Origin of the sequence: Hephaestia caeni, assembly GCF_003550065.1 — a bacterium.
GTDB classification, from domain to species: Bacteria; Pseudomonadota; Alphaproteobacteria; order Sphingomonadales; family Sphingomonadaceae; genus Sphingomonas; species Sphingomonas caeni_A.
Window position 1 is genome coordinate 1,185,074 of the sequence record NZ_QXDC01000003.1, and the last position, 23,103, is coordinate 1,208,176.

General features: G+C 66.4%; 21 protein-coding genes. 17 read left to right on the forward strand and 4 right to left on the reverse strand.

Annotation, left to right across the window (positions count from 1 at the left end; genetic code table 11):
- Nucleotides 1-111: 111 nt before the first annotated feature.
- The gene (gene rpoB, locus DFR49_RS14190; RefSeq protein ID WP_119036270.1) at nt 112-4,263 is read left to right on the forward strand and encodes a DNA-directed RNA polymerase subunit beta; all 4,152 of its coding nucleotides are present in this window, start codon (nt 112-114) and stop codon (nt 4,261-4,263) included.
- Between the two features lie 131 nt (nt 4,264-4,394).
- Nucleotides 4,395-8,675: a DNA-directed RNA polymerase subunit beta' gene (gene rpoC, locus DFR49_RS14195; protein WP_119036271.1), complete on the forward strand. Its 4,281-nt coding sequence runs from the start codon at nt 4,395-4,397 to the stop codon at nt 8,673-8,675.
- A gap of 250 nt (nt 8,676-8,925) precedes the next feature.
- On the opposite strand, the gene DFR49_RS14200 is transcribed toward rpoC, so the two are convergent.
- The 3 genes from DFR49_RS14200 to modA form a co-directional block, all read right to left on the reverse strand.
- Complete coding sequence (locus DFR49_RS14200) at nt 8,926-9,534, reverse strand: ATP-binding cassette domain-containing protein (protein ID WP_119036272.1); 609 nt, start codon at nt 9,532-9,534, stop codon at nt 8,926-8,928.
- Nucleotides 9,524-10,216 (reverse strand): molybdate ABC transporter permease subunit, encoded by a 693-nt coding sequence (gene modB, locus DFR49_RS14205; protein ID WP_119036447.1) that lies wholly within the window; start codon nt 10,214-10,216, stop codon nt 9,524-9,526. Before modB ends, DFR49_RS14200 begins: the two co-directional genes overlap by 11 nt.
- 140 nt (nt 10,217-10,356) lie before the next feature.
- Nucleotides 10,357-11,169, reverse strand: coding sequence for a molybdate ABC transporter substrate-binding protein (gene modA, locus DFR49_RS14210; protein WP_245968513.1), 813 nt, complete (start codon nt 11,167-11,169; stop codon nt 10,357-10,359).
- 192 nt (nt 11,170-11,361) lie between these two features.
- Here modA and ruvA point away from each other — a divergent pair, with 192 nt between their 5' ends.
- The 15 genes from ruvA (at nt 11,362) to DFR49_RS14280 (ending at nt 22,352) form a co-directional block, all read left to right on the forward strand.
- Nucleotides 11,362-11,955 (forward strand): Holliday junction branch migration protein RuvA, encoded by a 594-nt coding sequence (gene ruvA / locus DFR49_RS14215; protein WP_119036273.1) that lies wholly within the window; start codon nt 11,362-11,364, stop codon nt 11,953-11,955.
- Complete coding sequence (locus tag DFR49_RS21745; RefSeq protein WP_147373702.1) at nt 11,952-12,425, forward strand: hypothetical protein; 474 nt, start codon at nt 11,952-11,954, stop codon at nt 12,423-12,425. The genes ruvA and DFR49_RS21745 overlap by 4 nt, the downstream gene beginning before the upstream one ends.
- A gap of 76 nt (nt 12,426-12,501) precedes the next feature.
- Complete coding sequence (ruvB, locus tag DFR49_RS14220) at nt 12,502-13,536, forward strand: Holliday junction branch migration DNA helicase RuvB (protein ID WP_119036449.1); 1,035 nt, start codon at nt 12,502-12,504, stop codon at nt 13,534-13,536.
- A 58-nt stretch (nt 13,537-13,594) separates the two neighbouring features.
- A complete protein-coding gene (locus DFR49_RS14225) occupies nt 13,595-14,062 on the forward strand; it encodes a YbgC/FadM family acyl-CoA thioesterase (RefSeq protein WP_119036450.1) in 468 nt (155 codons plus the stop codon).
- Nucleotides 14,059-14,751, forward strand: a complete 693-nt coding sequence (gene tolQ, locus DFR49_RS14230; protein WP_119036274.1) for a protein TolQ — start codon at nt 14,059-14,061, stop codon at nt 14,749-14,751. The genes DFR49_RS14225 and tolQ overlap by 4 nt, the downstream gene beginning before the upstream one ends.
- Nucleotides 14,752-14,754: 3 nt before the next feature.
- Nucleotides 14,755-15,198, forward strand: coding sequence for a protein TolR (gene tolR, locus DFR49_RS14235; RefSeq protein ID WP_119036275.1), 444 nt, complete (start codon nt 14,755-14,757; stop codon nt 15,196-15,198).
- Between the two features lie 16 nt (nt 15,199-15,214).
- Nucleotides 15,215-16,096, forward strand: coding sequence for a cell envelope biogenesis protein TolA (locus DFR49_RS14240; protein WP_119036276.1), 882 nt, complete (start codon nt 15,215-15,217; stop codon nt 16,094-16,096).
- A 10-nt stretch (nt 16,097-16,106) separates the two neighbouring features.
- A complete protein-coding gene (tolB, locus tag DFR49_RS14245) occupies nt 16,107-17,483 on the forward strand; it encodes a Tol-Pal system beta propeller repeat protein TolB (RefSeq protein ID WP_119036277.1) in 1,377 nt (458 codons plus the stop codon).
- 82 nt (nt 17,484-17,565) lie between these two features.
- Entirely contained in the window at nt 17,566-18,090 is a 525-nt protein-coding gene (gene pal, locus DFR49_RS14250) for a peptidoglycan-associated lipoprotein Pal (protein ID WP_119036278.1), read from the forward strand.
- Between the two features lie 146 nt (nt 18,091-18,236).
- Nucleotides 18,237-19,133 carry an SPFH domain-containing protein gene (locus DFR49_RS14255; protein ID WP_119036451.1) on the forward strand — a complete coding sequence of 299 codons (897 nt, stop codon included), beginning with the start codon at nt 18,237-18,239 and terminating at the stop codon, nt 19,131-19,133.
- A 6-nt stretch (nt 19,134-19,139) separates the two neighbouring features.
- Nucleotides 19,140-19,349 carry a type II toxin-antitoxin system antitoxin gene (locus DFR49_RS14260; RefSeq protein ID WP_119036279.1) on the forward strand — a complete coding sequence of 70 codons (210 nt, stop codon included), beginning with the start codon at nt 19,140-19,142 and terminating at the stop codon, nt 19,347-19,349.
- On the forward strand, nt 19,346-19,615 hold the full coding sequence (locus DFR49_RS14265) for a hypothetical protein (RefSeq protein WP_245968515.1): 270 nt from the start codon (nt 19,346-19,348) through the stop codon (nt 19,613-19,615). Before DFR49_RS14260 ends, DFR49_RS14265 begins: the two co-directional genes overlap by 4 nt.
- Nucleotides 19,616-19,667: 52 nt before the next feature.
- Entirely contained in the window at nt 19,668-20,879 is a 1,212-nt protein-coding gene (locus DFR49_RS14270; protein WP_119036280.1) for a M20 metallopeptidase family protein, read from the forward strand.
- A 94-nt stretch (nt 20,880-20,973) separates the two neighbouring features.
- Nucleotides 20,974-21,873 (forward strand): DMT family transporter, encoded by a 900-nt coding sequence (locus DFR49_RS14275; protein ID WP_119036281.1) that lies wholly within the window; start codon nt 20,974-20,976, stop codon nt 21,871-21,873.
- Nucleotides 21,870-22,352 (forward strand): GNAT family N-acetyltransferase, encoded by a 483-nt coding sequence (locus DFR49_RS14280; RefSeq protein WP_119036282.1) that lies wholly within the window; start codon nt 21,870-21,872, stop codon nt 22,350-22,352. Before DFR49_RS14275 ends, DFR49_RS14280 begins: the two co-directional genes overlap by 4 nt.
- A 153-nt stretch (nt 22,353-22,505) precedes the next feature.
- Here DFR49_RS14280 and ppa read toward each other — a convergent pair whose 3' ends face one another.
- Entirely contained in the window at nt 22,506-23,045 is a 540-nt protein-coding gene (gene ppa / locus DFR49_RS14285; RefSeq protein WP_119036283.1) for an inorganic diphosphatase, read from the reverse strand.
- Nucleotides 23,046-23,103 lie beyond the last annotated feature (58 nt).

The window sequence follows — 23,103 nt, forward strand, 5'->3', positions numbered from 1 at the left end:
CGTCTTCCGGCGAGGGAGGCGCGCGGCTTTTTTGGCGTCGTTTTGCGTGCACGACCGCCGGCGAACGGGCCGGCGACACAACGATTCTTTATTGTGAGGGCGACACTCCACATGGCGACCAAGGTGATCGACGGCGGCACGCGCAAGCGCCGCATCCGTAAGGTGTTCGGCGACATCCACGAAGTGGTGCAGATGCCGAACCTGATCGAGGTTCAGCGCGAATCCTACGAACAGTTCCTGCGGTCCGATTCCTCGATCGGCTATGTCTCGGGCTTGGAGAAGACGCTGCGCAGCGTTTTCCCGATCCGCGATTTCGCCGGCACCGCCGAGCTTGATTTCGTCAATTACGAGCTTGAGCCGCCCAAGTTCGATACCGACGAATGCCGCCAGCGCGGCATCACCTATGCCGCCCCGATGCGCGTCACGCTGCGCCTGATCGTGTTCGAGGTCGATCCCGATACGGAAGCCCGGTCGGTGCTCGATATCAAGGAGCAGGACGTCTACATGGGCGACATGCCGCTGATGACGTCGAACGGGACGTTCATCATCAACGGCACCGAGCGCGTGATCGTGTCGCAGATGCACCGCTCGCCCGGTGTGCTGTTCGATCACGATCGCGGCAAGACGCACTCGTCGGGCAAATATCTGTTCGCGGCGCGGGTGATCCCGTATCGCGGCTCGTGGCTCGATTTCGAGTTCGACGCCAAGGACATCGTCAACGTCCGCATCGATCGCAAGCGCAAGCTGCCGGTCACCGCGCTGCTCTATGCGCTCGGCCTCACCAGCGAGGAAATCCTCAACCATTTCTACAACCGCGTCACCTATGTGCGCGGCGAGGGCGGCTGGCAGATTCCGTTCGCCCCCGAGAACTGGCGCGGCGTCAAGCCGACCTACGACATCGTCGATGCCAAGACCGGCGAAGTGGTGTTCCCCGCAGGCCAGAAGATTTCGCCGCGCGCCGCCAACAAGGCCGCCAAGGACGGCCTCACTGATCTGCTGATCCCGACCGAGGAAATCTACGGCCGCTATTCGGCGCTCGACCTGATCAACGAGAAGACCGGCGAGATCTATATCGAGGCGGGCGACGAAGTGTCGGCCGAGAATCTCGAAAAGCTCGACGCGGCCGGGATCGACCGGATCGAGCTGCTCGACATCGATCACGTCACCACGGGGCCGTGGATCCGCAACACGTTGAAGGCCGACAAGGCCGAGGAACGCGAGCAGGCGCTCTCCGACATCTACCGCGTCATGCGCCCCGGCGAGCCGCCGACGCTGGAGACCGCCGAGGCGCTGTTCGCCGGGCTGTTCTTCGATCCCGACCGCTACGATCTGTCGGCGGTGGGCCGCGTCAAGCTCAACATGCGCCTCGATCTCGACGCCGAGGATACGGTGACGACGCTGCGCACCGAGGATATCCTCGCGGTCGTCAAGACGCTTGTCGATCTGAAGGACGGCAAGGGCGAGATCGACGATATCGACAATCTCGGCAACCGCCGCGTCCGCTCGGTCGGTGAGTTGCTGGAGAACCAGTATCGCGTCGGCCTCTTGCGCATGGAACGCGCGGTCAAGGAGCGCATGTCGTCGGTCGACGTCTCGACGGTGATGCCCAACGATCTGATCAACGCCAAGCCCGCGGTCGCCGCGGTGCGTGAGTTCTTCGGCTCAAGCCAACTCTCGCAGTTCATGGATCAGACCAATCCGCTGTCCGAAGTGACGCACAAGCGCCGCGTCTCGGCGCTCGGGCCGGGCGGCCTCACCCGCGAGCGCGCGGGCTTCGAGGTCCGCGACGTTCACCCGACGCATTACGGCCGCATCTGCCCGATCGAGACGCCCGAAGGCCCGAACATCGGCCTGATCAACAGCCTCGCCTCGTTCAGCCGTGTCAACAAATACGGCTTCATCGAGACTCCGTACCGCAAGGTCGTCGACAACAAGGTGACCGACGACGTCGTCTACCTGTCGGCGATGGAGGAGCAGAAGCACACCATCGCGCAGGCGAACGCCGAACTGGATGCCGAAGGCCGCTTCGTCGAGGAGATCGTCTCCTCGCGTCAGGCGGGCGAATTCCTGATGGCGATGCGCGACACGATCACGCTGATGGACGTGTCGCCGAAGCAGCTCGTGTCGGTCGCGGCCTCGCTGATCCCGTTCCTCGAGAACGACGACGCCAACCGCGCGCTGATGGGCTCGAACATGCAGCGTCAGGCGGTGCCCTTGGTGCGTGCCGAGGCGCCGTTCGTCGGCACCGGTATGGAAGAAACCGTCGCGCGCGATTCGGGCGCGGCGATCGCGGCCAAGCGCTCGGGGATCGTCGATCAGGTCGATGCCGCGCGCATCGTGATCCGCGCCACCGGCGAGGTCGATGCCGGCAAGTCGGGCGTCGACATCTATTCGCTGATGAAGTTCCAGCGCTCGAACCAGTCGACCTGCATCAACCAGCGTCCGCTGGTGAAGGTGGGCGACGTCGTCAACGTCGGCGACGTCATCGCCGATGGTCCGTCGACCGAATTCGGCGAGCTGGCGCTGGGGCGCAACGCGCTGGTCGCGTTCATGCCGTGGAACGGCTATAATTACGAGGATTCGATCCTGCTCAGCGAGCGGATCGTGAAGGATGACATCTTCACCTCGATCCATATCGACGAATTCGAGGTGATGGCCCGCGACACCAAGCTCGGGCCGGAGGACATCACTCGCGACATCCCGAACGTCGGCGAGGAAGCGCTGCGCAACCTCGACGAGGCGGGGATCGTCTATATCGGCGCCGAGGTGGAGCCGGGCGATATCCTGGTCGGCAAGATCACGCCGAAGGGCGAATCGCCGATGACGCCGGAGGAAAAGCTCCTCCGCGCGATCTTCGGTGAAAAGGCCTCGGACGTGCGCGATACGTCGCTGCGCCTGCCGCCGGGCGTCTCGGGCACGATCGTCGAGGTGCGGGTGTTCAACCGCCACGGCATCGACAAGGACGAGCGCGCGATGGCGATCGAGCGCGAGGAGATCGAGCATCTCAAGAAGGATTCGGACGACGAACGCTCGATCCTCAACCGCGCCACCTGGAGTCGCCTCAAGGAGATGCTGCTCGGCCAGGTCGCGACCGCCGCGCCCAAGGGCGTCAAGAAGGGCTCGGCGATCACCGAGGATCTGCTCGACGGCGTCGATCGCCACGAATGGTGGAAGTTCGCGGTCCAGGACGACAAGGTCCAGGCCGATCTCGAAGCCGTCAAGGCGCAGTATGACGACGCCGCCAAGGTGATCCGCGAGAAGTTCGAGGATCGCCGCGAGAAGCTCGAACGCGGCGACGAGCTGCCGCCGGGCGTGCTCAAGATGGTCAAGGTGTTCGTCGCGGTGAAGCGCAAGATGCAGCCGGGCGACAAGATGGCCGGCCGCCACGGCAACAAGGGCGTGGTCAGCCGCATCCTGCCGCAGGAGGACATGCCCTTCCTCGCGGACGGCACGCCGGTCGATATCGTGCTCAACCCGCTGGGCGTGCCCAGCCGCATGAACGTCGGCCAGATTTTCGAGACCCATCTCGGCTGGGCGGCGCGGCAGCTCGGCCACCAGGTCGCGCAGGCGCTCGAGGATTGGCGTGAGGCCAATCCCGATCCGGCGGTGGGCGCGATGCCGGAGGCGGTCAAGGCGCGGTTGAAGGAGATCTACGGCGATCATTATGCCGACGACATCGAGTCGCGCGACGGCGCCCAGATCATCGAACTCGCGCAGAATGTGGCGACGGGCGTGCCGATGGGCACGCCGGTGTTCGACGGCGCGCGTGAAGGCGACGTGTCGACGATGCTGGCGATGGCCGGGCTCGATACGTCGGGCCAGTCGGTCCTCTACGACGGCCGCACCGGCGAGCAGTTCGATCGCAAGGTGACGGTGGGCATCATCTACATGCTCAAGCTGCACCATCTGGTGGACGACAAGATCCACGCGCGCTCGATCGGGCCGTACAGCCTCGTCACCCAGCAGCCGCTGGGCGGCAAGGCGCAGTTCGGCGGCCAGCGCTTCGGCGAGATGGAGGTGTGGGCGCTCCAGGCGTACGGCGCCGCCTATACCTTGCAGGAAATGCTGACGGTGAAGTCCGACGACGTGGTCGGCCGCACCAAGGTCTATGAGGCGATCGTCAAGGGCGACGACACCTTCGAGGCCGGCATCCCCGAGAGCTTCAACGTGCTCGTCAAGGAAATGCGCAGCCTCGGTCTCAACGTCGAACTCAGGAACGACGAAGCCGACGAGGACGACACGCCGGCGATCGCGGCGGAGTGATGTGATCCAATCTCCCTCTCCCCTTCAGGGGAGAGGGTCGGGGAGAGGGGCAGTTTCATACCGCGCCTCTCCGGACTTCCCCTCTCCCAACCCTCTCCCCTGAAGGGGAGAGGGCTTGAACGGAGCGAAAAATGAACGAACTGACCCCCTTCGCCAATCAGGCTCAGAAGCCCGAGACCTTCGACCAGATCCAGATCGGCATCGCCTCGCCGGATCGCATCCGCTCGTGGTCGTTCGGTGAGATCAAGAAGCCCGAGACGATCAACTACCGCACGTTCAAACCCGAGCGTGACGGCCTGTTCTGCGCGCGCATCTTCGGCCCGATCAAGGATTACGAGTGCCTGTGCGGCAAGTACAAGCGCATGAAGTACAAGGGCATCGTCTGCGAGAAGTGCGGCGTCGAGGTCACCGTCTCGAAGGTCCGTCGTGAGCGGATGGGTCATATCGAGCTGGCCGCACCGGTCGCGCACATCTGGTTCCTGAAGTCGCTGCCGTCGCGCATCGGCCTGCTGCTCGACATGCAGTTGAAGCAGCTCGAGCGCGTGCTCTATTTCGAAGCCTATATCGTCATCGAGCCGGGGCTGACCCCGCTTGAGAAGTACCAGCTCCTCACCGAGGACGAACTGCTCGAAGCGCAGGACGAATATGGCGAGGACGCCTTCTCCGCCGGGATCGGCGCGGAGGCGGTGCGCGTCATGCTCGAAAGCCTCGATCTCGAAGGCGAGAAGCAGCAGCTTCTCGATGAGCTTGCGACCACCAAGTCCGAACTCAAGCCCAAGAAGATCATCAAGCGCTTGAAGGTCGTCGAATCGTTCCTGGAGTCCGGCAACCGCCCCGAATGGATGATTCTCGAAGTCATCCCGGTGATCCCGCCCGAGCTGCGCCCGCTGGTGCCGCTCGACGGTGGCCGCTTCGCGACGTCGGACCTCAACGACCTTTATCGCCGCGTGATCAACCGCAACAACCGCCTGAAGCGCCTGATGGAGCTGCGCGCGCCGGACATCATCGTCCGCAACGAAAAGCGCATGTTGCAGGAAGCCGTCGATGCGCTGTTCGACAACGGCCGTCGCGGCCGCACGATCACCGGCGCCAACAAGCGTCCGCTGAAATCGCTGTCGGATATGCTCAAGGGCAAGCAGGGCCGCTTCCGCCAGAACCTGCTCGGCAAGCGCGTCGACTATTCGGGCCGCTCGGTGATCGTGACGGGGCCGGAACTCAAGCTGCACCAGTGCGGCCTGCCCAAGAAGATGGCTTTGGAGCTGTTCAAGCCGTTCATCTACGCCCGCCTCGACGCCAAGGGTCTGTCGATGACCTTGAAGCAGGCCAAGAAGTGGGTCGAGAAGGAGCGCAAGGAAGTCTGGGATATCCTCGACGAGGTGATCCGCGAGCACCCGGTGATGCTCAACCGCGCGCCCACGCTCCACCGCCTCGGCATCCAGGCGTTCGAGCCGGTGCTGATCGAGGGCAAGGCGATCCAGCTCCATCCGCTCGTCTGCTCGGCGTTCAACGCCGATTTCGATGGCGACCAGATGGCCGTCCACGTTCCCCTGAGCCTTGAGGCGCAGTTGGAAGCGCGCGTGCTGATGATGTCGACCAACAACATCCTCAGCCCCGCCAACGGCAAGCCGATCATCGTGCCGTCGCAGGATATGGTGCTCGGGCTCTATTACATCTCGATGCTCAAGGAAGGCGAGCCCGGCGAGGGCATGATCCTCGCCGACATGCAGGAAGTCCATCAGGCGCTCAACGCGGGCGCGGTGACGATGCACACCAAGATCACCAGCCGCGTGCCGCAGACCGATGAGGACGGCAATTCCTACCTCAAGCGCTACGAGACGACGCCGGGCCGCATGTTGCTCGGCGAGTGCCTGCCGAAGTCGCACAAGGTGCCGTTCGACATCGTCAACCGCCTCCTCACCAAGAAGGACGTCGGCGACGTGATCGACGAGGTCTATCGCCACACCGGCCAGAAGGAGACGGTGCTGTTCGCCGACGCGATCATGAGCCTCGGCTTCCGCAACGCGTTCAAGGCGGGCATTTCGTTCGGCAAGGACGACATGGTCATCCCCGCCGCCAAGGACGGGATGGTCGAGGAGACGCGCACGCTCGTGAAGGATTACGAGCAGCAATATCAGGACGGCCTGATCACCCAGCAGGAAAAGTACAACAAGGTGATCGACGCCTGGAGCCGCTGCGGCGATCAGGTGGCGAACGCGATGATGGACGAGATCAAGGCGGTGAAGCGCGATCCCGAGACGGGTCGTGAACTGCCGATCAACTCGATCTACATGATGGCGCACTCGGGCGCCCGCGGTTCGCAGGCGCAGATGAAGCAGCTTGCCGGCATGCGCGGCCTGATGGCCAAGCCTAGCGGAGAGATCATCGAAACGCCGATCATCTCGAACTTCAAGGAGGGCCTCACCGTCCTTGAATATTTCAACTCCACCCACGGCGCCCGCAAGGGGCTGGCCGATACCGCGCTCAAGACGGCGAACTCGGGTTACCTGACCCGCCGTCTGGTCGATGTCAGCCAGGATTGCACGATCGTCGAGGAGGATTGCGGCACCGAGCGCGCGCTCGAGATGAAGGCGATCGTCCAGGGCGGCAGCACGATCGCGTCGCTTGGGGAGCGTATCCTCGGCCGTACCACCGCCGAAGATATCGTCGATGCCAAGTCGGGCGAGGTCGTCATCGCGTCGGGCACGCTGCTCGACGAGGCGATGATCGCCGAGATCGAAGCAATCGGCGTCCAGGGCGTCAAGATCCGCTCGCCGCTGGTGTGCGAGGCCAAGATCGGCGTCTGCGCCAAATGCTACGGGCGCGATCTCGCTCGCGGCACGCCGGTCAATATCGGCGAGGCGGTCGGCGTCATCGCGGCGCAGTCGATCGGTGAGCCGGGCACCCAGCTCACGATGCGGACCTTCCACATCGGCGGCGCGGCGCAGCTCAACGAACAGTCGAACCTCGACGCGCCGTCGGACGGCAAGGCCGAGTTCCGCGATCTGCGCGTGATCGAGGATCAGCGCGGCCGGCGCGTGGTCACCAGCCGCTCGGGCGAACTGGCGATCCTCGACGATGATGGGCGTGAGCGGGCGGTCCACCGTATCCCCTACGGCGCCTATCTGATGTTCGACGACGGCCATATCGTCACCAAGGGCGATCGGATGGCCGAGTGGGATCCGTTCACCATGCCGGTGATCACCGACACGCCGGGCACGGTGAAGTACCAGGATCTGATCGACGGCAAGACGCTCACCGAGCAGGCCGACGAGACCACGGGCATCACCCAGCGCGTCGTCACCGAATATCGCGCCGCGGCCCGCTCGAAGGAGGATCTGCGCCCGCGTCTGACCTTGCTCGACAAGGATTCGGGCGAGGCCGGTCGCTACATCGTGGCGCCCGGTGCGGTGATCTCGGTCGAGGACGGCGCCGAGGTCAAGGCGGGCGACGTGCTCGCGCGTGTTGCCCGTGAGTCGGCGAAGACGCGTGACATCACCGGCGGTCTGCCGCGCGTCGCCGAGCTGTTCGAGGCGCGCAAGCCCAAGGAGAACGCGATCATCGCCAAGGTCACCGGCCGGGTCGTGTTCGGCAAGGACTATAAGGCGAAGCGCAAGATCGGCATCCAGCCTGAGGATGGCGGCGAGGTCGTCGAGTATCTGGTGCCCAAGTCGAAGGCGATCGACGTTCAGGAAGGCGACTACGTCAAGCGTGGCGACAACCTGATCGGCGGCAGCCCCGATCCGCACGACATCCTGGAAGTCCTCGGTATCGAGGCGCTCAGCGAATATATGGTCGCGGAGATCCAGGAGGTTTACCGGCTCCAGGGCGTGAAGATCAACGACAAGCATATCGAGGTAATCGTTCGCCAGATGCTGCAAAAGGTCGAGATCACCGACGGCGGCGACACCACGCTGCTGGCGGGCGAACAGGTCGATCGCGAGGAGATGGACGCGATCAACGCCCGGCTCGAAAAGAAGCAGAACCCGGCGCAGGGCAAGCCCATCCTGCTCGGCATCACCAAGGCGTCGCTGCAAACGCGCAGCTTCATCTCGGCGGCGTCGTTCCAGGAGACCACGCGCGTCCTCACCGAGGCGGCGGTCCAGGGCAAGCAGGACACGCTCATTGGCCTCAAGGAGAATGTGATCGTGGGCCGGCTGATCCCGGCGGGCACGGGCGCGGGCATGAACCGCCTGCGCATCGCCGCCACCAGCCGCGACGCCGCGCTCCGCGCGCAGCAGCGCAAGCTCCAGGAAGCGCTCATCGCCGCCAATTCGGCCGCCGAGGAGCATGAGGCCGAACTGGCGCAGGATCCGGTCGACGCGATGGTCACCTCCGACGCGCTCGAAAAGGTCGAGGTATCGGGCGACGGCAGCGACGAAGCCGCGGGCGAGTATCTGAACAAGGAGGATTGATCCTTCGGGTTCAGGTTGCGCCTGAACAACAGGAAAGCCGCCGTCCGGGATGCCGGGCGGCGGCTTTTTGCTAGGTCGCGATCGGGTGGATTGCGGATGTTCCCATCCGTCATCCCCGCGCAGGCGGGGATCCAGATACTCCAACACCTCGAAGGAGCCGCAGCGTCAGCCGATCTGGATTCCCGCCTTCGCGGGAATGACGGCGGTTGAGTCGAAGGCGGATCGTCCGTCTTATGCGCCCACGGCTCCCTCACATCCGCACGATCCGGCTCCCCAGCCGCTCGGCTTCCTCGGGATCGTGCGTCACCATCAGGATCGGCAGGCGAAGCGCATCGCGGATGTGCAGGATCGCGCGCATGATCTCCTCGCGCCGCGCGCGATCGAGCGACGACAGCGGCTCGTCGAGCAACAGGAAGCGCGCGCCCGATAGCAACGCCCGCCCGATCGCCACCCGCCGCGCTTCACCCCCCGAAAGCGTGCGCGGCCAGCGGTCGAGCAAATGCCCGATGCCGAGAAAGCCGATCGTGTCGTCGATATCGAGCGCCGCGCCCTCGTGGCGCCCGTACAGCAGGTTCGCCCGCACGCGCTTGTGCGGGAACAGCCGCGCCTCCTGAAAGACATAGCCGGCCCGCCGCGCTTCGGGCGGCAGATCGATCCCTGCCGCTGAATCGAACAGCGTTTCGCCACCGACGCGGACATGCCCCCAATCGGGCTTGAGCAGCCCCGCGATCATGTTGAGCACGCTCGTCTTGCCCACGCCCGAGGAGCCGAACAGCACCGTCAGCCCGTCGTCCGCCTCGAACGCCGCGCCCACCTGCACGTCGCCCAGCCGCCGCGTGACGTCGACGTCAAAGGACATGGCGTACCCGCCCGCTGCGCCGCGCCAGCGCCTCGCTCGCGACCAGCGCGACCAGCGACAGCGCCACCGCGATCATCGCCAGCCGGAACACCTCGGCATCGCCGTCGGGCCGCTGGAGCGCCGAATAGACCGCGAGCGGCAGCGTCCGCGTTTCCCCCGGCACGTTCGAGACGAAGGTGATCGTCGCGCCGAACTCGCCGATCGAGCGCGCGAAGCCCAGCACCAGCCCCGCGAGCACGCCGGGGACGCTCAAGGGCAGGGTCACGCTCCAGAACACCCGCGCCGGGCGCGCGCCCAGCGTTCGCGCCGCGCTTTCGAGCCGCACGTCGACCGCCTCGATCGACAGCCGGATCGCGCGCACCATCAGCGGCAGCGCCATCACCCCCGCCGCGATCGCCGCGCCCGTCCAGCGGAACAGCACGCTCGTCCCGAACCCGTCTGCGAGGATCGCGCCCAACGGCCCGGCGGGCGCGAACGCGATCAGCAGCAGCCAGCCGGTGACGACCGGCGGCAGCACCAGCGGCAGGTGAACCAGCGCGTCGAGCAACACCTTGCCCGGAAACCGTCCTCTTGCCAGCACCCAGGCCAGCGCGAACGCGACCGGCAACGTCGCCGCCATCGCCACCGCCCCGACCTTGAGCGACAGCAGCACGACCGTCCATTCCTCGGGCGTGAGAGTCATTGCGGCGTCATATTCCCCCGACGTCACCCCGGACTTGTTCCGGGGTCCAACGTCCCACGATCAAGACATCTCGGTTCTTGCCGTTCGTTGGATGCCGGAACAAGTCCGGCATGACGGTGGAAGCAAGATGACGATCGCCTTCATCGCGGCACGAACCCATAGCGCGCGAAGATCGCCTTGCCTTTGTCCGACACAAGGAACGCGCGGAACCTCTCCGCATCCGGGTTCGTCGAGGTCGTCAGCCGTGCCACCGGATAGCTGATCGGCGGATGGCTCGTCTCGGGGAAAGTCCACACCACGCGCACCTTGGCGGAGGCGCGCGCGTCGGTCGCATAGACAATGCCGAGCGGCGCGGCCCCGCGCTCGACCAGCGCCAGCGCCGCGCGCACGTTTTCGGCCGCCACGACATGCGGCCGCGCCACCTCCCACAGCCCAAGTTTTTCCAACGCCGCCTTGCCGTATTTGCCCGCGGGCACCGAACGCGTGTCCGCCATCGCCACCGGCTGCGCCGCCAGCGTGTCGCGCAGCGCAGAGATGGGCTCGGTCGCGATCGTCGCCGGATTGTCCTTCGCGGTCACCAGCACCAGCGCGTTGCCGAGGAAAGTCTCGCGGCTGCCCGGCACGATCAGCTTGCGCTGCGCCATCCGGTCCATCCAGTCCTCGTCGGCGGAAACGAACAGGTCGGCCGGCGCCCCCGCCTCGATCTGCCGCGCCAGCGCCGAGGTGGCGGCGAACGAGACGGTCGGGCGCGCATGCCCCTCGGCCGCCCAGGCGTCGGCGGCGGCGGTCATCGATTCCTGGAGGCTCGCGGCGGCGAGCACCAGCGGAGGCGCCGCCGCGTCGCGCCCGCACCCGGCAACCGCGCCGAGCGCGAGCAGGGCCGCCAAAGCGATCGCAATCCGGTGCCACATCGTCTCTCTCCCGCACATCGCGTCGAATCGGGTGCCGGGCATCCCGTCTCCTCGTACGCCGGAAATGACCCCGATGAGAAACCCGGTGCGAAAACGCGAAAGGCCTTTCCTACAGCCGCCTGTTCCTGTTAGGTTCCGCCCTATGCGAGGTTTCCTTTCTTCTCATCGCGGTGCGATCGGCGATCGGGGGGCGTTTTGGCCTCACCTTTGCCTAACCTTCCACGGCCGCGATCGATGATCGCGCACCTCACCGGCACGCTCGCCAGCGCGGGGCTCGATCATGCCGTGATCGACGTGGGCGGCGTCGGCTATCTGGTCGGCGCCTCGGGCCGCACGCTTTCGGCGCTGCCCCCCGTCGGCGGCGTCGTGACGATCCACACCGAGATGCTGGTGTCGGACGATGCGATCCGCCTGATGGGCTTCGCCGACGCCGACGAGCGGAACTGGTTCCGCCTGCTCACCACGGTGCAAGGCGTCGGCGCGCGCGTCGCGCTCGCGATCCTCTCCACGCTCGCGCCCGCCGATCTCCATGCCGCGATCGCCAAGGGCGACAAGGCGATGGTGTCGCGGGCCAACGGCGTCGGCCCCAAGCTCGCCCAGCGCATCGTCAACGAATTGAAGGACAAGACCGGCGGCATCGCGCTCGGCGGCGCGAGCGGCGCGGCGGCTCCCACCGGCGCGGGCGCCGATGCGGTCTCCGCGCTCCTCAACCTTGGCTTCAAGCCCGCCGAGGCGAGCGCTGCCGTCGCCGCGGCCGAGGATGATCTGGGCGCCGGCGCCGGCCTCGACGCGCTGGTCCGCCTGGCGCTCCGGAAGGCGGCGAAGTGAACTGCGGCGATGATGAACTCATCAGGGAGTTAGCTAAATTTCAACTTCATACTCTTGCTGAGTTGAGGCAACTTATATGGGAGCAAAGCACCTCAAGCTATAAATGGCTTAACGCTTCTCTTCTGGCAGTAAACGGGGGCGCTGCACTTTCCATCATCTCGTCCGAAGAGTTCTCTTATACCTCGAGAGAGGGGGCGGTCGTTGCATTCCTAGCGGGAATCTTATTTGCTCTGCTGGGTGCGCGCATCGGGCAGCATTTCGCACACAAGTCTATCCCTCACGTCCAGGAATTTTCAGCGTATTGGCTAAGAGTTGCTGTTAGGGGCGAACGCGATGAGGATATAGAGAACGAGATCCACGGCCAAATGCAACAAAGCGCTCGCTTTGGTTGGACGGCGCAGGCCTGCGGCTGGGTATCAATCGTTGCATTCGTTATAGGCGTTTTGGTTGCGGGGTTCGGGCTCAAATGAGCCTTGGAGATTTATTATGGGCAAGGTGCTTTCGAGCGCTGCCACGGTTGCCGGAACAGCAACGGAAGCTCTTTCGATGACCGACACCGATCGCCTCCTCACGCCCGAGCGCAAGCCCGAGGATGTGGACGCCGCGCTGCGCCCCAAAAGCCTCGACGAATTCGTCGGCCAAAAGGGCGCGCGCGATAATCTGCGCGTGTTCATCGAGGCGGCGCGGCGGCGCGGCGATGCGCTCGATCACGTTCTTTTCTTCGGGCCCCCCGGCCTCGGCAAGACCACATTGGCGCAGATCATCGCGCGCGAAATGGGGGTGGGTTTTCGCGCCACCTCCGGCCCCGTCATCGCCAAATCGGGCGATCTCGCCGCGCTGCTCACCAATCTGGAGGACGGCGACGTCCTTTTCATTGACGAGATCCACCGCCTCCAGCCCGCGGTCGAGGAAGTGCTTTACCCCGCGATGGAGGATCGCGCGCTCGATCTGATGATCGGCGAGGGCCCGTCGGCGCGCTCGGTCCGCATCGATCTGCCGCGCTTCACCCTCGTCGGCGCGACCACGCGGCAGGGATTGCTGACGACGCCCTTGCGCGATCGCTTCGGCATCCCGGTGCGGCTCAATTTCTACACCGTGGATGAGCTTGAACACGTCGTTACCCGAGCCGCGCGGCTGCTCGATCTGCATGTCGCCCCCGACGGCGCGCAGGAGATCGCCCGGCGCGCGCGCGGCACCCCGCGCATCGCCGGCCGCCTCCTGCGCCGCGTCCGCGATTTCGCCAATGTCGCCGGCGCCGCCAGTGTCGATGCCGCCGCCGCCGATGCCGCGCTCAACCGGCTCGAGGTCGATAGCCTCGGCCTCGACGCGATGGATCGCCGCTATCTCCACATGATCGCCGATATCTATCGCGGCGGCCCGGTCGGCGTGGAGACGCTTGCCGCCGGCCTCTCCGAACCGCGCGACACGATCGAGGAAGTGATCGAGCCCTACCTCATCCAGCTCGGCCTCGTCGCCCGCACCGCGCGCGGCCGCTGCCTCAACCCCGCCGGCTGGAAGCACCTCGGCCTCAACCCGCCCGCCGGTAGCCAGGACGGCCTGTTCGATCAGCAGGGTAAATAGGATCGGGCGCGCCAGCCGCTTGCACCCCCTCGCCGCGTCCCGCTACACGCCGAAGACGATGGTAAACCCGCCCGCCGATCTTCCTCCCGAGGGCCGCTTCGCCGGGCGTGAGCACCGTTTCCCGGTCCGCGTCTATTTCGAGGACACCGATCTCTCGGGGGTGGTCTATCACGCCAATTACCTGCGCTACATGGAACGCGCCCGGTCGGACATGCTCCGCCGCGCCGGGATCGATCAGCGCGCGGCGTGGGAAGATGGGCGCGGCGCCTATGCGATCAGCGAATGCACGATCCGCTACCGCGCGCCCGCGCGGCTCGATGATGCGCTGGTGGTCGTTTCTCGGCTCGTCGCGTACGGCGCGGCTTCCTGTCGCATTCATCAACGCGTAAGGCGCGATACGCTGTTACTCGCCGATGCGTCGGTGGTGGCGGCGTTTGTCGCGCCCTCCGGTCGGCCGGTCCGGCAACCCAGACAGTGGCTCGATGTTTTCGAGAGCCTGATCGCAGCAGAGGAAGACGATCCTTGAACCTGTTCTTCAATACCGACGCCGCCACTTTGTCCCCGATCGCGTTGTTCATCCAGGCCGATTGGGTGGTGAAGTTCGTCATGCTCGGGCTGCTCGCCGCCAGCATCTGGGTGTGGGCGATCATCGTCGGCTTCGGCCGCCGCATCGGTCGCCTGCGCCGCACCAGTGAGAAGTTCGAAAGCGATTTCTGGAAGGCCGACGATATCGATGCCTTCCACCGTCTGCATAAGGATAGCGCGCTGCCGATCGCGCGCGTGTTCGGGGCCGGCGTCTCCGAATGGCGGCGTTCGACCGCGGGCAAGACGATCGATCGCGCGGGCACGCGTGAGCGGCTGGCGACGGCGATGGGTGCTGCGATCGCCAGCGAGATCGATCGGTTGGCGGATCGCCTGAACGTGCTCGCGACGGTCGGCGCGGTCGCGCCCTTCGTCGGACTGTTCGGCACCGTCTGGGGGATCATGCGCGCCTTCACCGGCATCGCGCAGGCGCAATCGTCGAGCCTCGCGGTGGTGGCGCCCGGCATCGCCGAGGCGTTGTTCGCGACCGCGCTCGGCCTGTTCGCGGCGATTCCTGCGGTGATCGCCTACAACCGCTTCGGCCACGGCATCAACCGCGTCGAGGCGCGCCTCAACCGGTTCGCCGACGGCTTCCACACCACGCTCAGCCGCCAGTTGGAGGGGCAGGGCTAGCCGATGGCGATGAACCTTCCCTCGCAGCGCAGCCGTCGCCGGGGCCAAAGCGGGCCGATGTCGGAAATCAACGTCACCCCGCTGGTCGACGTCATGCTGGTGCTGCTGATCATCTTCATGGTCACCGCGCCGCTGCTCACCGCGGGCGTGCCGGTGAACCTGCCCGATAGCCGCGCCAACCCGCTCGATCAGGATCAGCAGCCGGTGCAGATCGCGCTCGACCAGAGCGGCCGCGTCTTCATCAATGACGATGAGATCGGCCCCGAAGGGCTGCCCGCGCGGCTCCAGCAGATCGCCGCCGGCGTGACCGGCGATCAGCCGCCGCAGATCTTCCTGCGCGCCGATCGCGCGCTCGATTACGGCCGCGTAATGCGCGTGATGGGCGAATTGAACCACGCCGGGCTCAACCGCGTCGCCTTGGTGACGACGGGCGAGGAGCGCGAGTGACGGGACGGACGGCCTGATGGATCGTGCGGAAAAGACCGGGCTCGGCATCGCGATCGCGGGGCATGTCGTGCTGTTCGGCCTGCTCTCGGTGGGTTTCCTCGCGACGCCCAATCCGATGAGCCTCAAATCCTCGCCGATGGATGTCGCGCTGACCGACGATATCGGGCTCGAATCGAGCGCGCCGACGGTGACGCCGCCGGCGCAGTCGGTCGCCCCCGATCTCGGCGCGCCGGAAGATGCCGCCGCGCCCGCGCCGTCCGAGGCCGCGCCGCAACCCTTGCCGCCGACCCCGCAGCCCGACGCCGCGCCGCCGCCCAGGCCCGCGCCGGTCGCCAAGCCGCAGCCGCCCAAGAAGGTCGCGCCGCCGAAGCCCGATCGTGCCGAGCGCACCCCGCCCAAGCGCGAGGCCTCGCCGCCCGCCAAGAAACCGTCGCCCGCCAAATCGACCGGCAGCGATGCGAAATCGACCCGCGATCGTCCGCGCGGTTCGCGGCTCGGGGACGATTTCCTGAAAGGCATCACCGATCAGGCGTCGGACAGCAAATCGCAGACGCCGAGCGCGTCGAGCGTCAGCCCGCAGGTGCTTGCCGGGCTCGAAGCCGCGATCCGCCGCCAGATCCAGCCCTGCGCCGATCGTCAGGTCAATCCCGGCCCCGGCGCGAACGAGATCGTCACCGTGCTCAACCTGCGGCTCAACCGCAACGGCACGCTCGCCGCCGAACCGCGGGTGGTGCGGCAGGAGGGTGTCGATTCGAGCAACGGCCGCTACAGCCGGCGAGTGATCGATTTGGGGATTGCGGCGTTCAAGGGCTGTTCACCGTTGAAGCTGCCTCAGGAATATTATCAGACGTCGAATGGCGGCTGGAGCAATCTCAACTACCACTGGCAGCTCCGCTGAGGAGGGGACAATGAACCACCATTTCCGACTTGGACGCTGGCTCGCGGCGCTGGTCGCCGCCGTTGCGGCGTTTCCCGCCGCGGCCCAGCAGGCCGCGGCGCCGCCGCCGCAGCAACCGGGCGGTGCGCCGCTCGAAGTCAGCGTCACCGGCGGCATCTCGGCGCCGATGCCGATCGCGATCCCGCCGATGCCGACCCCGCAGGTCACGGGGACGCCGGCGGGCAACACCGATGTGCTCGGGCAGAAGCTCGCCGATGTGATCGCCGCCGATCTTCGCAATTCGGGGCTGTTCTCGCCGGTGGGCCGCAACGCCCTGCGCGCGATCAGCTTCCCCGAGGTCACCGCCCCGGCGTTCGATTACTGGGCCGGCTCGGGCGCGCAGGCGCTCGTCCAGGGCTATATCCGCGCCAATGGCGACGGCACGCTCACGGTCGGCTGCTATCTCTACGACGTGTTCGCGCGCAATGAGTTGACGCGGCAGGGCTTCGTCGTCTCGCCCGCCGATTGGCGCCGCGCGGCGCACAAATGCGCCGATATGGTCTATACCCGCCTGACGGGCGAAGGCCCCTATTTCGACAGCCGCGTGGTCTATGTCTCGGAAACCGGCCCCAAGGGCAACCGGACCAAGCGGCTCGCGATCATGGATCAGGACGGCGCCAACCACCGCTTCCTGACCAACGGTCAGTCGATCGTGCTCACCCCGCGCGTCGCGCCCAACCAGCAGTCGATCGTCTATATGAGCTTCGCCGACAAGCGGCAGTCGATCTATGTCTACGATATCGGCTCGGGGCGGCAGCGGCAGGTGGTGTCGTCGCCCAACCTGACGTTCGCGCCGCGCTTCTCGCCCGATGGCCGGTACATCCTGTTCTCGATGGCGGTGGGCGGCAATACCGACATCTATCGCGTCTCGGCCTCGGGCGGCCGGCCGCAGCGGCTCACGACCTCGCCGGGGATCGATACCGGCGGCAGCTATTCGCCAGACGGCTCCAGAATCGTGTTCGAAAGCGATCGCTCGGGCGGGCAGCAACTCTATGTGATGGACGCCAACGGCGGCAACCAGCGCCGGATCAGCTTCGGCGGCGGGCGCTATGCGACCCCGGTGTGGAGCCCGCGCGGCGATCTGATCGCGTTCACCAAATTGGGCGGCGCCTTCCGCATCGGCATCATGTCGCCTTCGGGCGGCGGCGAGAAGATCCTGACCGACGGCTGGCAGGACGAAGGGCCGAGCTGGTCGCCCAACGGGCGCGTGATCATGTATTTCCGCACCACTCAGGGCGGCCGCGGCACCGCGGACCTGTGGTCGGTCGATCTGACCGGCGTCAACGAGCGCAAGGTGCCGACTCCGCTTGACGGATCGGACCCGGCTTGGGGACCCTTACGGCCCTGAAGCGTTGACACAGCGCCTGCGAAAGGCGATGGCTTCTGCGATCGGAGCGGGGGCGTAACGACCAAATCGAGGGAGTATCGACATGGCCAAATTAACGAATGCGCTCATCATCGGCACCGCGCTCATCGCGGTTGCCGGCTGTTCCAAGAAGCGTCCCGAAACGCTGCCGCCCGCCCCCAGCGAGACGGCGCCGCCGGTTGATCAGACGACGACGCCCACCGGCCCGACGACCACCGGCGTGGCCCCCGGCTCGGCGGCTGACTTCCAGCAGTCGGTGACCGCCGACACGGTCCATTTCGATCTCGATCAATACGATATCGATCCGCAGGCGCGCGCGATCCTCGACAGCCAGGCTGCGTGGCTGGCGAAATATCCCAACGTCCGCGTGACGATCGAGGGGCATTGCGACGAGCGCGGCACGCGCGAATACAATCTCGCGCTGGGCGATCGCCGCGCCAATGCGACCAAGAATTATCTCGCGTCGCGCGGTGTCGATGCCTCGCGCATGACGACGATCAGCTACGGCAAGGAACGCCCGGTCGCGATGGGGTCGGACGAGGCGAGCTGGGCGCAGAACCGGCGCGCGGTGACCGTCGTCATCGGCTGATCCGACACTTTCACGTTCCCAGAGGGCGCCGCCGGGACCGACGGGTTCCGGCGGCGTTTTTCGTGTCGCCGCGCGGCGTTGCTTTCGTCTTGCACGCGCCTGTAATTTGATATAATGATGATATCATCTTTTCAGGGGTGACGATCATGACTCAAACGGTTTCCCAGCTTCTCGATCGTTCGGCGGAGCGGCGCGCGTCGTCGTCGAACGGCTATGCCATGCTGTTGCTGGCGGTCGCGGCACTCGCGGCGGGCATCTACGGCGCGACGCGGATGCAGGCGGCGCCCGAAACCGGCGGGGCGATCATCGCCGTCGCGGTGGTGGTGTTCGCGTTCGTCGTGATCGGCTTCTACATGCTCCAGCCCAACCAGGCGGTCGCGATCACCTTGTTCGGATCGTACAAGGGCACCGATCGCGCGGCGGGGCTGCGCTGGGTGCTGCCGTGGATGATGCGCAAGAAGCTGTCGGTGCGCGCCAACAACGTGATTTCGGACAAGATCAAGGTCAACGATCTGCGCGGCAACCCGATCGAGATGGCCGCGCAAGTGGTGTGGCGCGTCACCGATACCGCGCAGGCGCTGTTCGATGTCGATGATTACAAGGCGTTCGTGAATGTCCAGATCGAGGCGGCGGTGCGCACGATCGGCTCACGCTACCCTTATGACGATTTCGAGCATCAGGAAGTCACGTTGCGCGGCAACCACGAACAGATCGGCGGTGAATTGCGCGGTGAGTTGATCGCGCGGCTCGAGGTCGCCGGGATCACCGTCGACGAATGCGGCTTCACGCATCTGGCGTACGCCCCCGAAATCGCCAATGCGATGCTGCGGCGTCAGCAGGCGCAGGCGGTGGTCGCCGCGCGCCAGACGCTCGTCGAGGGCGCGGTCGGCATGGTCGAGATGGCGCTGGCGCAGCTTTCCGAAAAGGATGTCGTCGAACTCGATGATGAGCGTCGCGCGTCGATGGTGTCGAACCTGATGGTGGTGCTGTGCGGCGATCGCGATGCGCAGCCCGTCGTCAACACCGGCACGCTCTATCAGTAACGAATCGTGGCGGCTCCGGCAAAGAAAGCGTTTGCGTTGCGGCTCGATCCCGCGCTCCATGCGGCGGTCGAGCGCGCGGCGGCGGCCGATCTCAGAAGCATCAACGCGGAGGTCGAATGCCTGTTGCGCGAGGCGCTGGCGCGGCGCGGTGTCAGGGTTGCCGAGCCGGTGCGCGCCCGGCGCGGGCGCCCGCCGAAGCAGGAGGAACCGCAATGATGTGGCACAAGCTGGCCAAATGGTATCAGGTGCGTGAAGGCTATTGGTTCGCGCCGAAGCTGTTCGGCTATGGCGCGACCCCGGTGACGTGGCAGGGCTGGTTGCTGTCGTTCGGTTTCATGCTGCTGCTGATCGCCGCGATCCGCTTCATCCCCGGCGATCCCGCGCGCTTCACCGTCGCCGCGGCGCTCGTCCTCGGCTTCTGCATCATCGCCGCGCGCAAGACCGACGGCGGCTGGCGCTGGCGCTGGGGCTCGCGCGACTGATCGGATTGGCCTAGCATCGCCGGCAACTACCAGCTTGTCGGGAGTCGAAGCGATGGACGCGGAACTGAACACCGATTGGAGCGCCGCGGGCGAGGCCGAACTCGCCGATGTGATCGCGCTGCGCCGCGCGATCCATGCCGAGCCCGAGATCGGCCTCCACTGCCCGCGCACCACCGAAAAGCTCAAGGCCGCGATCGCCGATCTGCCGCTCGAAATCCGCGAAGGTCCGTCGACCACCGGCTTCGTCGCGATCCTGCGTGGCGGCAGCGACAATGGCCGCACCGTGCTGCTGCGCGGCGACATGGACGCGCTGCCGATGCAGGAGGAAACCGGGCTGCCCTATGCCTCGACCGTGCCCGGTGCGATGCACGCCTGCGGGCACGATTCGCACAGCGCGATGCTGGCTGGCGCCGCCCGCGCCCTGTGCGCGCGGCGGGAGACGCTGCCCGGCACGATCGTGTTCATGTTCCAGCCCGGCGAGGAAGGGCATCACGGCGCGCGCTTCATGATCGAGGACGGCCTGCTCGACGATCCCGCGCCCGACGCCGCGTTCGCGCTCCACATCACCCCCAACGCACCCGCCGGGGTGTTCGTCGGCCGCCCCGGCCCGCTGCTCGCCTCGGCCGATACGCTGATCGCGACGATCAAGGGCCGCGGCGGCCACGCCGCGATGCCGCACGATTGCGTCGATCCGATCCCCGTCGCGTGCGAGATCGTCACCGCGCTCCAGACCTTCATCGCGCGCCAGGTGCCCGTCGCCGATCCCGCGGTGCTGACGATCGCGAAGATCGAAGCGGGGACGACGCACAATATCATCCCCGGCGAGGCCAAGCTGCTCGGCACGCTGCGCACGCTGTCGGAGGGAACGCGCGCCATGATGCAGGCGGCGTTCAAGCGCATCGTCACCCACATCGCCGCCGCGCACGGCTGCGAAGGCGAAGCGGTGATCGAGCAGGGCTATCCGGTGACGATGAACGACGCACGCGCCACCGCGATGATGAAGGACATCGCGGGCGATCTCGGCGGCGATGCGGGCTGGCACGCGATGCCCGCGCCGATGATGGGGGCGGAGGATTTCTCGTACGTGCTCCAGAAGGTGCCCGGCGCGATGTCGTTCATCGGCGTCGCGCCCGCGGGCAGCAACCACCTCACCAACCCGCCGCTCCACAATACCCGGATGACGATCGAAGAGGATGTGATGGCGCGCGGCATCGCGATGCACTGCGCGGTCGCCGAACGCTTTCTCGATCGCGGGTTGGGCTGAACGTCGATCACGCCTTGCTTGTCGAAACACGGCTGTCCGAAGGATCGCTGAACGCCCTTCGACGGACTTAGGGCGAACGGACCGGATTTTGCGCATGACCACTGCCGTCTCCCCTGCGCGCGCCTTTGCCGTCGGCGCGTTCGGGATCGCCACCTTCTCGTGCATGGATGCGGTGATGAAGGGGCTGGTGATCGCGATCGGCATCTACGACACGATGTTCTGGCGCAGCGTGATTGCGGCCGGGTTCACCGCGGCGCTCTGGCTCGCGTTGTGCCGCCGCCGGCCGACCCGTGCGGCGCTGCGCCTGCACCTCGTGCGCGGCACGGTCTCCACTGTCATGGCGCTGCTGTTCTTCTGGGGGCTCGCGCGCGTCCCGATGGCGCAGGCGCTCGCGCTCAGCTACGTCGCGCCGCTGCTCGCGCTCGCGCTCGCGGCGGTCCTGCTCAAGGAACGCGTGCCGCGGGCCGCGATCGGGGCGTCGCTCATCGCCTTTGCCGGTGTCGGCGTGATCCTGATCGGCCAGGCGCGCGCCGATCTCGGGCATGACGCCTTTGTCGGCGCGATCGCGATCCTTGTCTCGGCCTTCTGTTATGCATGGAACATCATCCTGATGCGCCAGCAATCGCTCGCTGCCGATCCGATCGAGATCATCTTCTTCCAGAGCGTGGTGGTCGCGGTGTTGCTCGCGCTCGCCGCGCCGTGGCTGGCGTCGCCAATTTCCGTCGAGCATGCGCCCGCGCTCGTGCTTGCGGCGTTCCTCGCGACGGCATCGCTCGGCATCCTTGCCTGGGCCTATGCCCATGCGCCCGCCAGTTACCTCGCGCCCACCGAATATACCTCGTTCCTGTGGGCGGCCTTCTTCGGCTACACGATCTTCGGTGAGATCGTCTCGGTCTGGACGATCGCCGGTGCGGCGCTGATCGTCGGGGGCTGCGTCGCCGCCGCCCGCCGCAAGCCCGAACCTTTTGCCCAGGCCGAGACGATGGTGCCATGACGCTGACGATCCGCCCCGCCACGCCCGACGATGTGCCCACGATCCTGCGCCTCGTCCGCGAACTCGCTGCCTTCGAGCGTGCCCCGGATGCGGTCGAGGCAACCGAAGCGACGCTTGCCGAGGCGCTGTTCGGCGCGCATCCGGCGGCCGAGGCGGTGCTCGCGGCGCGTGACGGCGCGCCCCAGGGCTTCGCGCTCTTCTTCCACAATTTTTCGACCTGGACGGGGCGGCGCGGGCTCTATCTCGAGGATCTCTACGTTACGCCCGAGGCGCGCGGCGCGGGCGTCGGCGCCGCGTTGCTGCGGCATCTCGCCGGCGTCGCGATCGATCGCGGCTGCGGCCGCTTCGAATGGGCGGTGCTCGATTGGAACGAACCCGCCAGAGCCTTCTATGCCCGGATGGGCGCCGAGTTGATGGCCGACTGGCGGATCGAGCGCGTCACGGGCGACGCGCTCGTCCGGCTTGCTGAGCCATTCTAGAGTTTATTCCACTGACGTGGAAGCGGCGCCGGCCCTCTCCCTCACCCCACCACCCAAGACATTATACTGCATGGGTGGTGGGGTGGGGGAGAGGGCCGGTGCCGCCGCTGTTTCAGGGTAGCTGAAACAGAATATAAGCACGGCCCCGAACGGTCAGGCCGCCTTCTGGCCGCCCGCGCGCTCGATCGCTTCGAGCACGATCCGCCTGGCTTCCTCGGCATCGCCCCATTTGCCGACCCGTACCCACTTTTCGGGCTCCAGATCCTTGTAATGGGTGAAGAAGTGCTCGATCTGCTGGAAGACGATCTCGGGCAGATCGTCCTTCTCGCCGACCTTGGTGTAATAAGGGAAGGTCGCGTCGACGGGCACGCAGACCAGCTTCTCGTCGCCGCCATGCTCGTCTTCGAGGTGGAGCACCGCGATCGGGCGCGCGCGCACGACGCAGCCCGGCACGAACGGCGAGCGCGCGACGACCAGCGCGTCGATCGGATCGCCGTCGGGCGACAGCGTGTGCGGCACGAAGCCGTAATTGGCCGGGTAGCGCATCGGCGTGTGAAGGATGCGATCGACGAACAGCGCGCCCGATTTCTTGTCGAATTCGTACTTCACGGGCTCGCCGCCGACGGGCACTTCGATGATGACGTTGAGGCTTTCGGGGGGATTGTCGCCGATCGGCACCATGTCGATACGCATTGGTCTTCCTCTTTCGAACACACGGGAACCGGCCCGTCCCGCAAGGGACGAGCCGGCA

Coding starts and splice junctions, on each gene's coding strand:
- DFR49_RS14240 (WP_119036276.1), top strand. CDS start 15,215: ATGGATCGTGCGGAAAAGACCGGGCTCGGCATCGCGATCGCGGGGCAT.
- ppa (WP_119036283.1), bottom strand. CDS start 23,045: ATGCGTATCGACATGGTGCCGATCGGCGACAATCCCCCCGAAAGCCTC.
- modB (WP_119036447.1), bottom strand. CDS start 10,216: ATGACTCTCACGCCCGAGGAATGGACGGTCGTGCTGCTGTCGCTCAAG.
- DFR49_RS14200 (WP_119036272.1), bottom strand. CDS start 9,534: ATGTCCTTTGACGTCGACGTCACGCGGCGGCTGGGCGACGTGCAGGTG.
- tolB (WP_119036277.1), top strand. CDS start 16,107: ATGAACCACCATTTCCGACTTGGACGCTGGCTCGCGGCGCTGGTCGCC.
- ruvA (WP_119036273.1), top strand. CDS start 11,362: ATGATCGCGCACCTCACCGGCACGCTCGCCAGCGCGGGGCTCGATCAT.
- DFR49_RS14265 (WP_245968515.1), top strand. CDS start 19,346: ATGATGTGGCACAAGCTGGCCAAATGGTATCAGGTGCGTGAAGGCTAT.
- DFR49_RS14275 (WP_119036281.1), top strand. CDS start 20,974: ATGACCACTGCCGTCTCCCCTGCGCGCGCCTTTGCCGTCGGCGCGTTC.
- DFR49_RS14270 (WP_119036280.1), top strand. CDS start 19,668: ATGGACGCGGAACTGAACACCGATTGGAGCGCCGCGGGCGAGGCCGAA.
- modA (WP_245968513.1), bottom strand. CDS start 11,169: ATGCCCGGCACCCGATTCGACGCGATGTGCGGGAGAGAGACGATGTGG.
- pal (WP_119036278.1), top strand. CDS start 17,566: ATGGCCAAATTAACGAATGCGCTCATCATCGGCACCGCGCTCATCGCG.
- rpoB (WP_119036270.1), top strand. CDS start 112: ATGGCGACCAAGGTGATCGACGGCGGCACGCGCAAGCGCCGCATCCGT.
- ruvB (WP_119036449.1), top strand. CDS start 12,502: ATGACCGACACCGATCGCCTCCTCACGCCCGAGCGCAAGCCCGAGGAT.
- DFR49_RS14255 (WP_119036451.1), top strand. CDS start 18,237: ATGACTCAAACGGTTTCCCAGCTTCTCGATCGTTCGGCGGAGCGGCGC.
- DFR49_RS14225 (WP_119036450.1), top strand. CDS start 13,595: ATGGTAAACCCGCCCGCCGATCTTCCTCCCGAGGGCCGCTTCGCCGGG.
- DFR49_RS14280 (WP_119036282.1), top strand. CDS start 21,870: ATGACGCTGACGATCCGCCCCGCCACGCCCGACGATGTGCCCACGATC.
- tolR (WP_119036275.1), top strand. CDS start 14,755: ATGGCGATGAACCTTCCCTCGCAGCGCAGCCGTCGCCGGGGCCAAAGC.
- rpoC (WP_119036271.1), top strand. CDS start 4,395: ATGAACGAACTGACCCCCTTCGCCAATCAGGCTCAGAAGCCCGAGACC.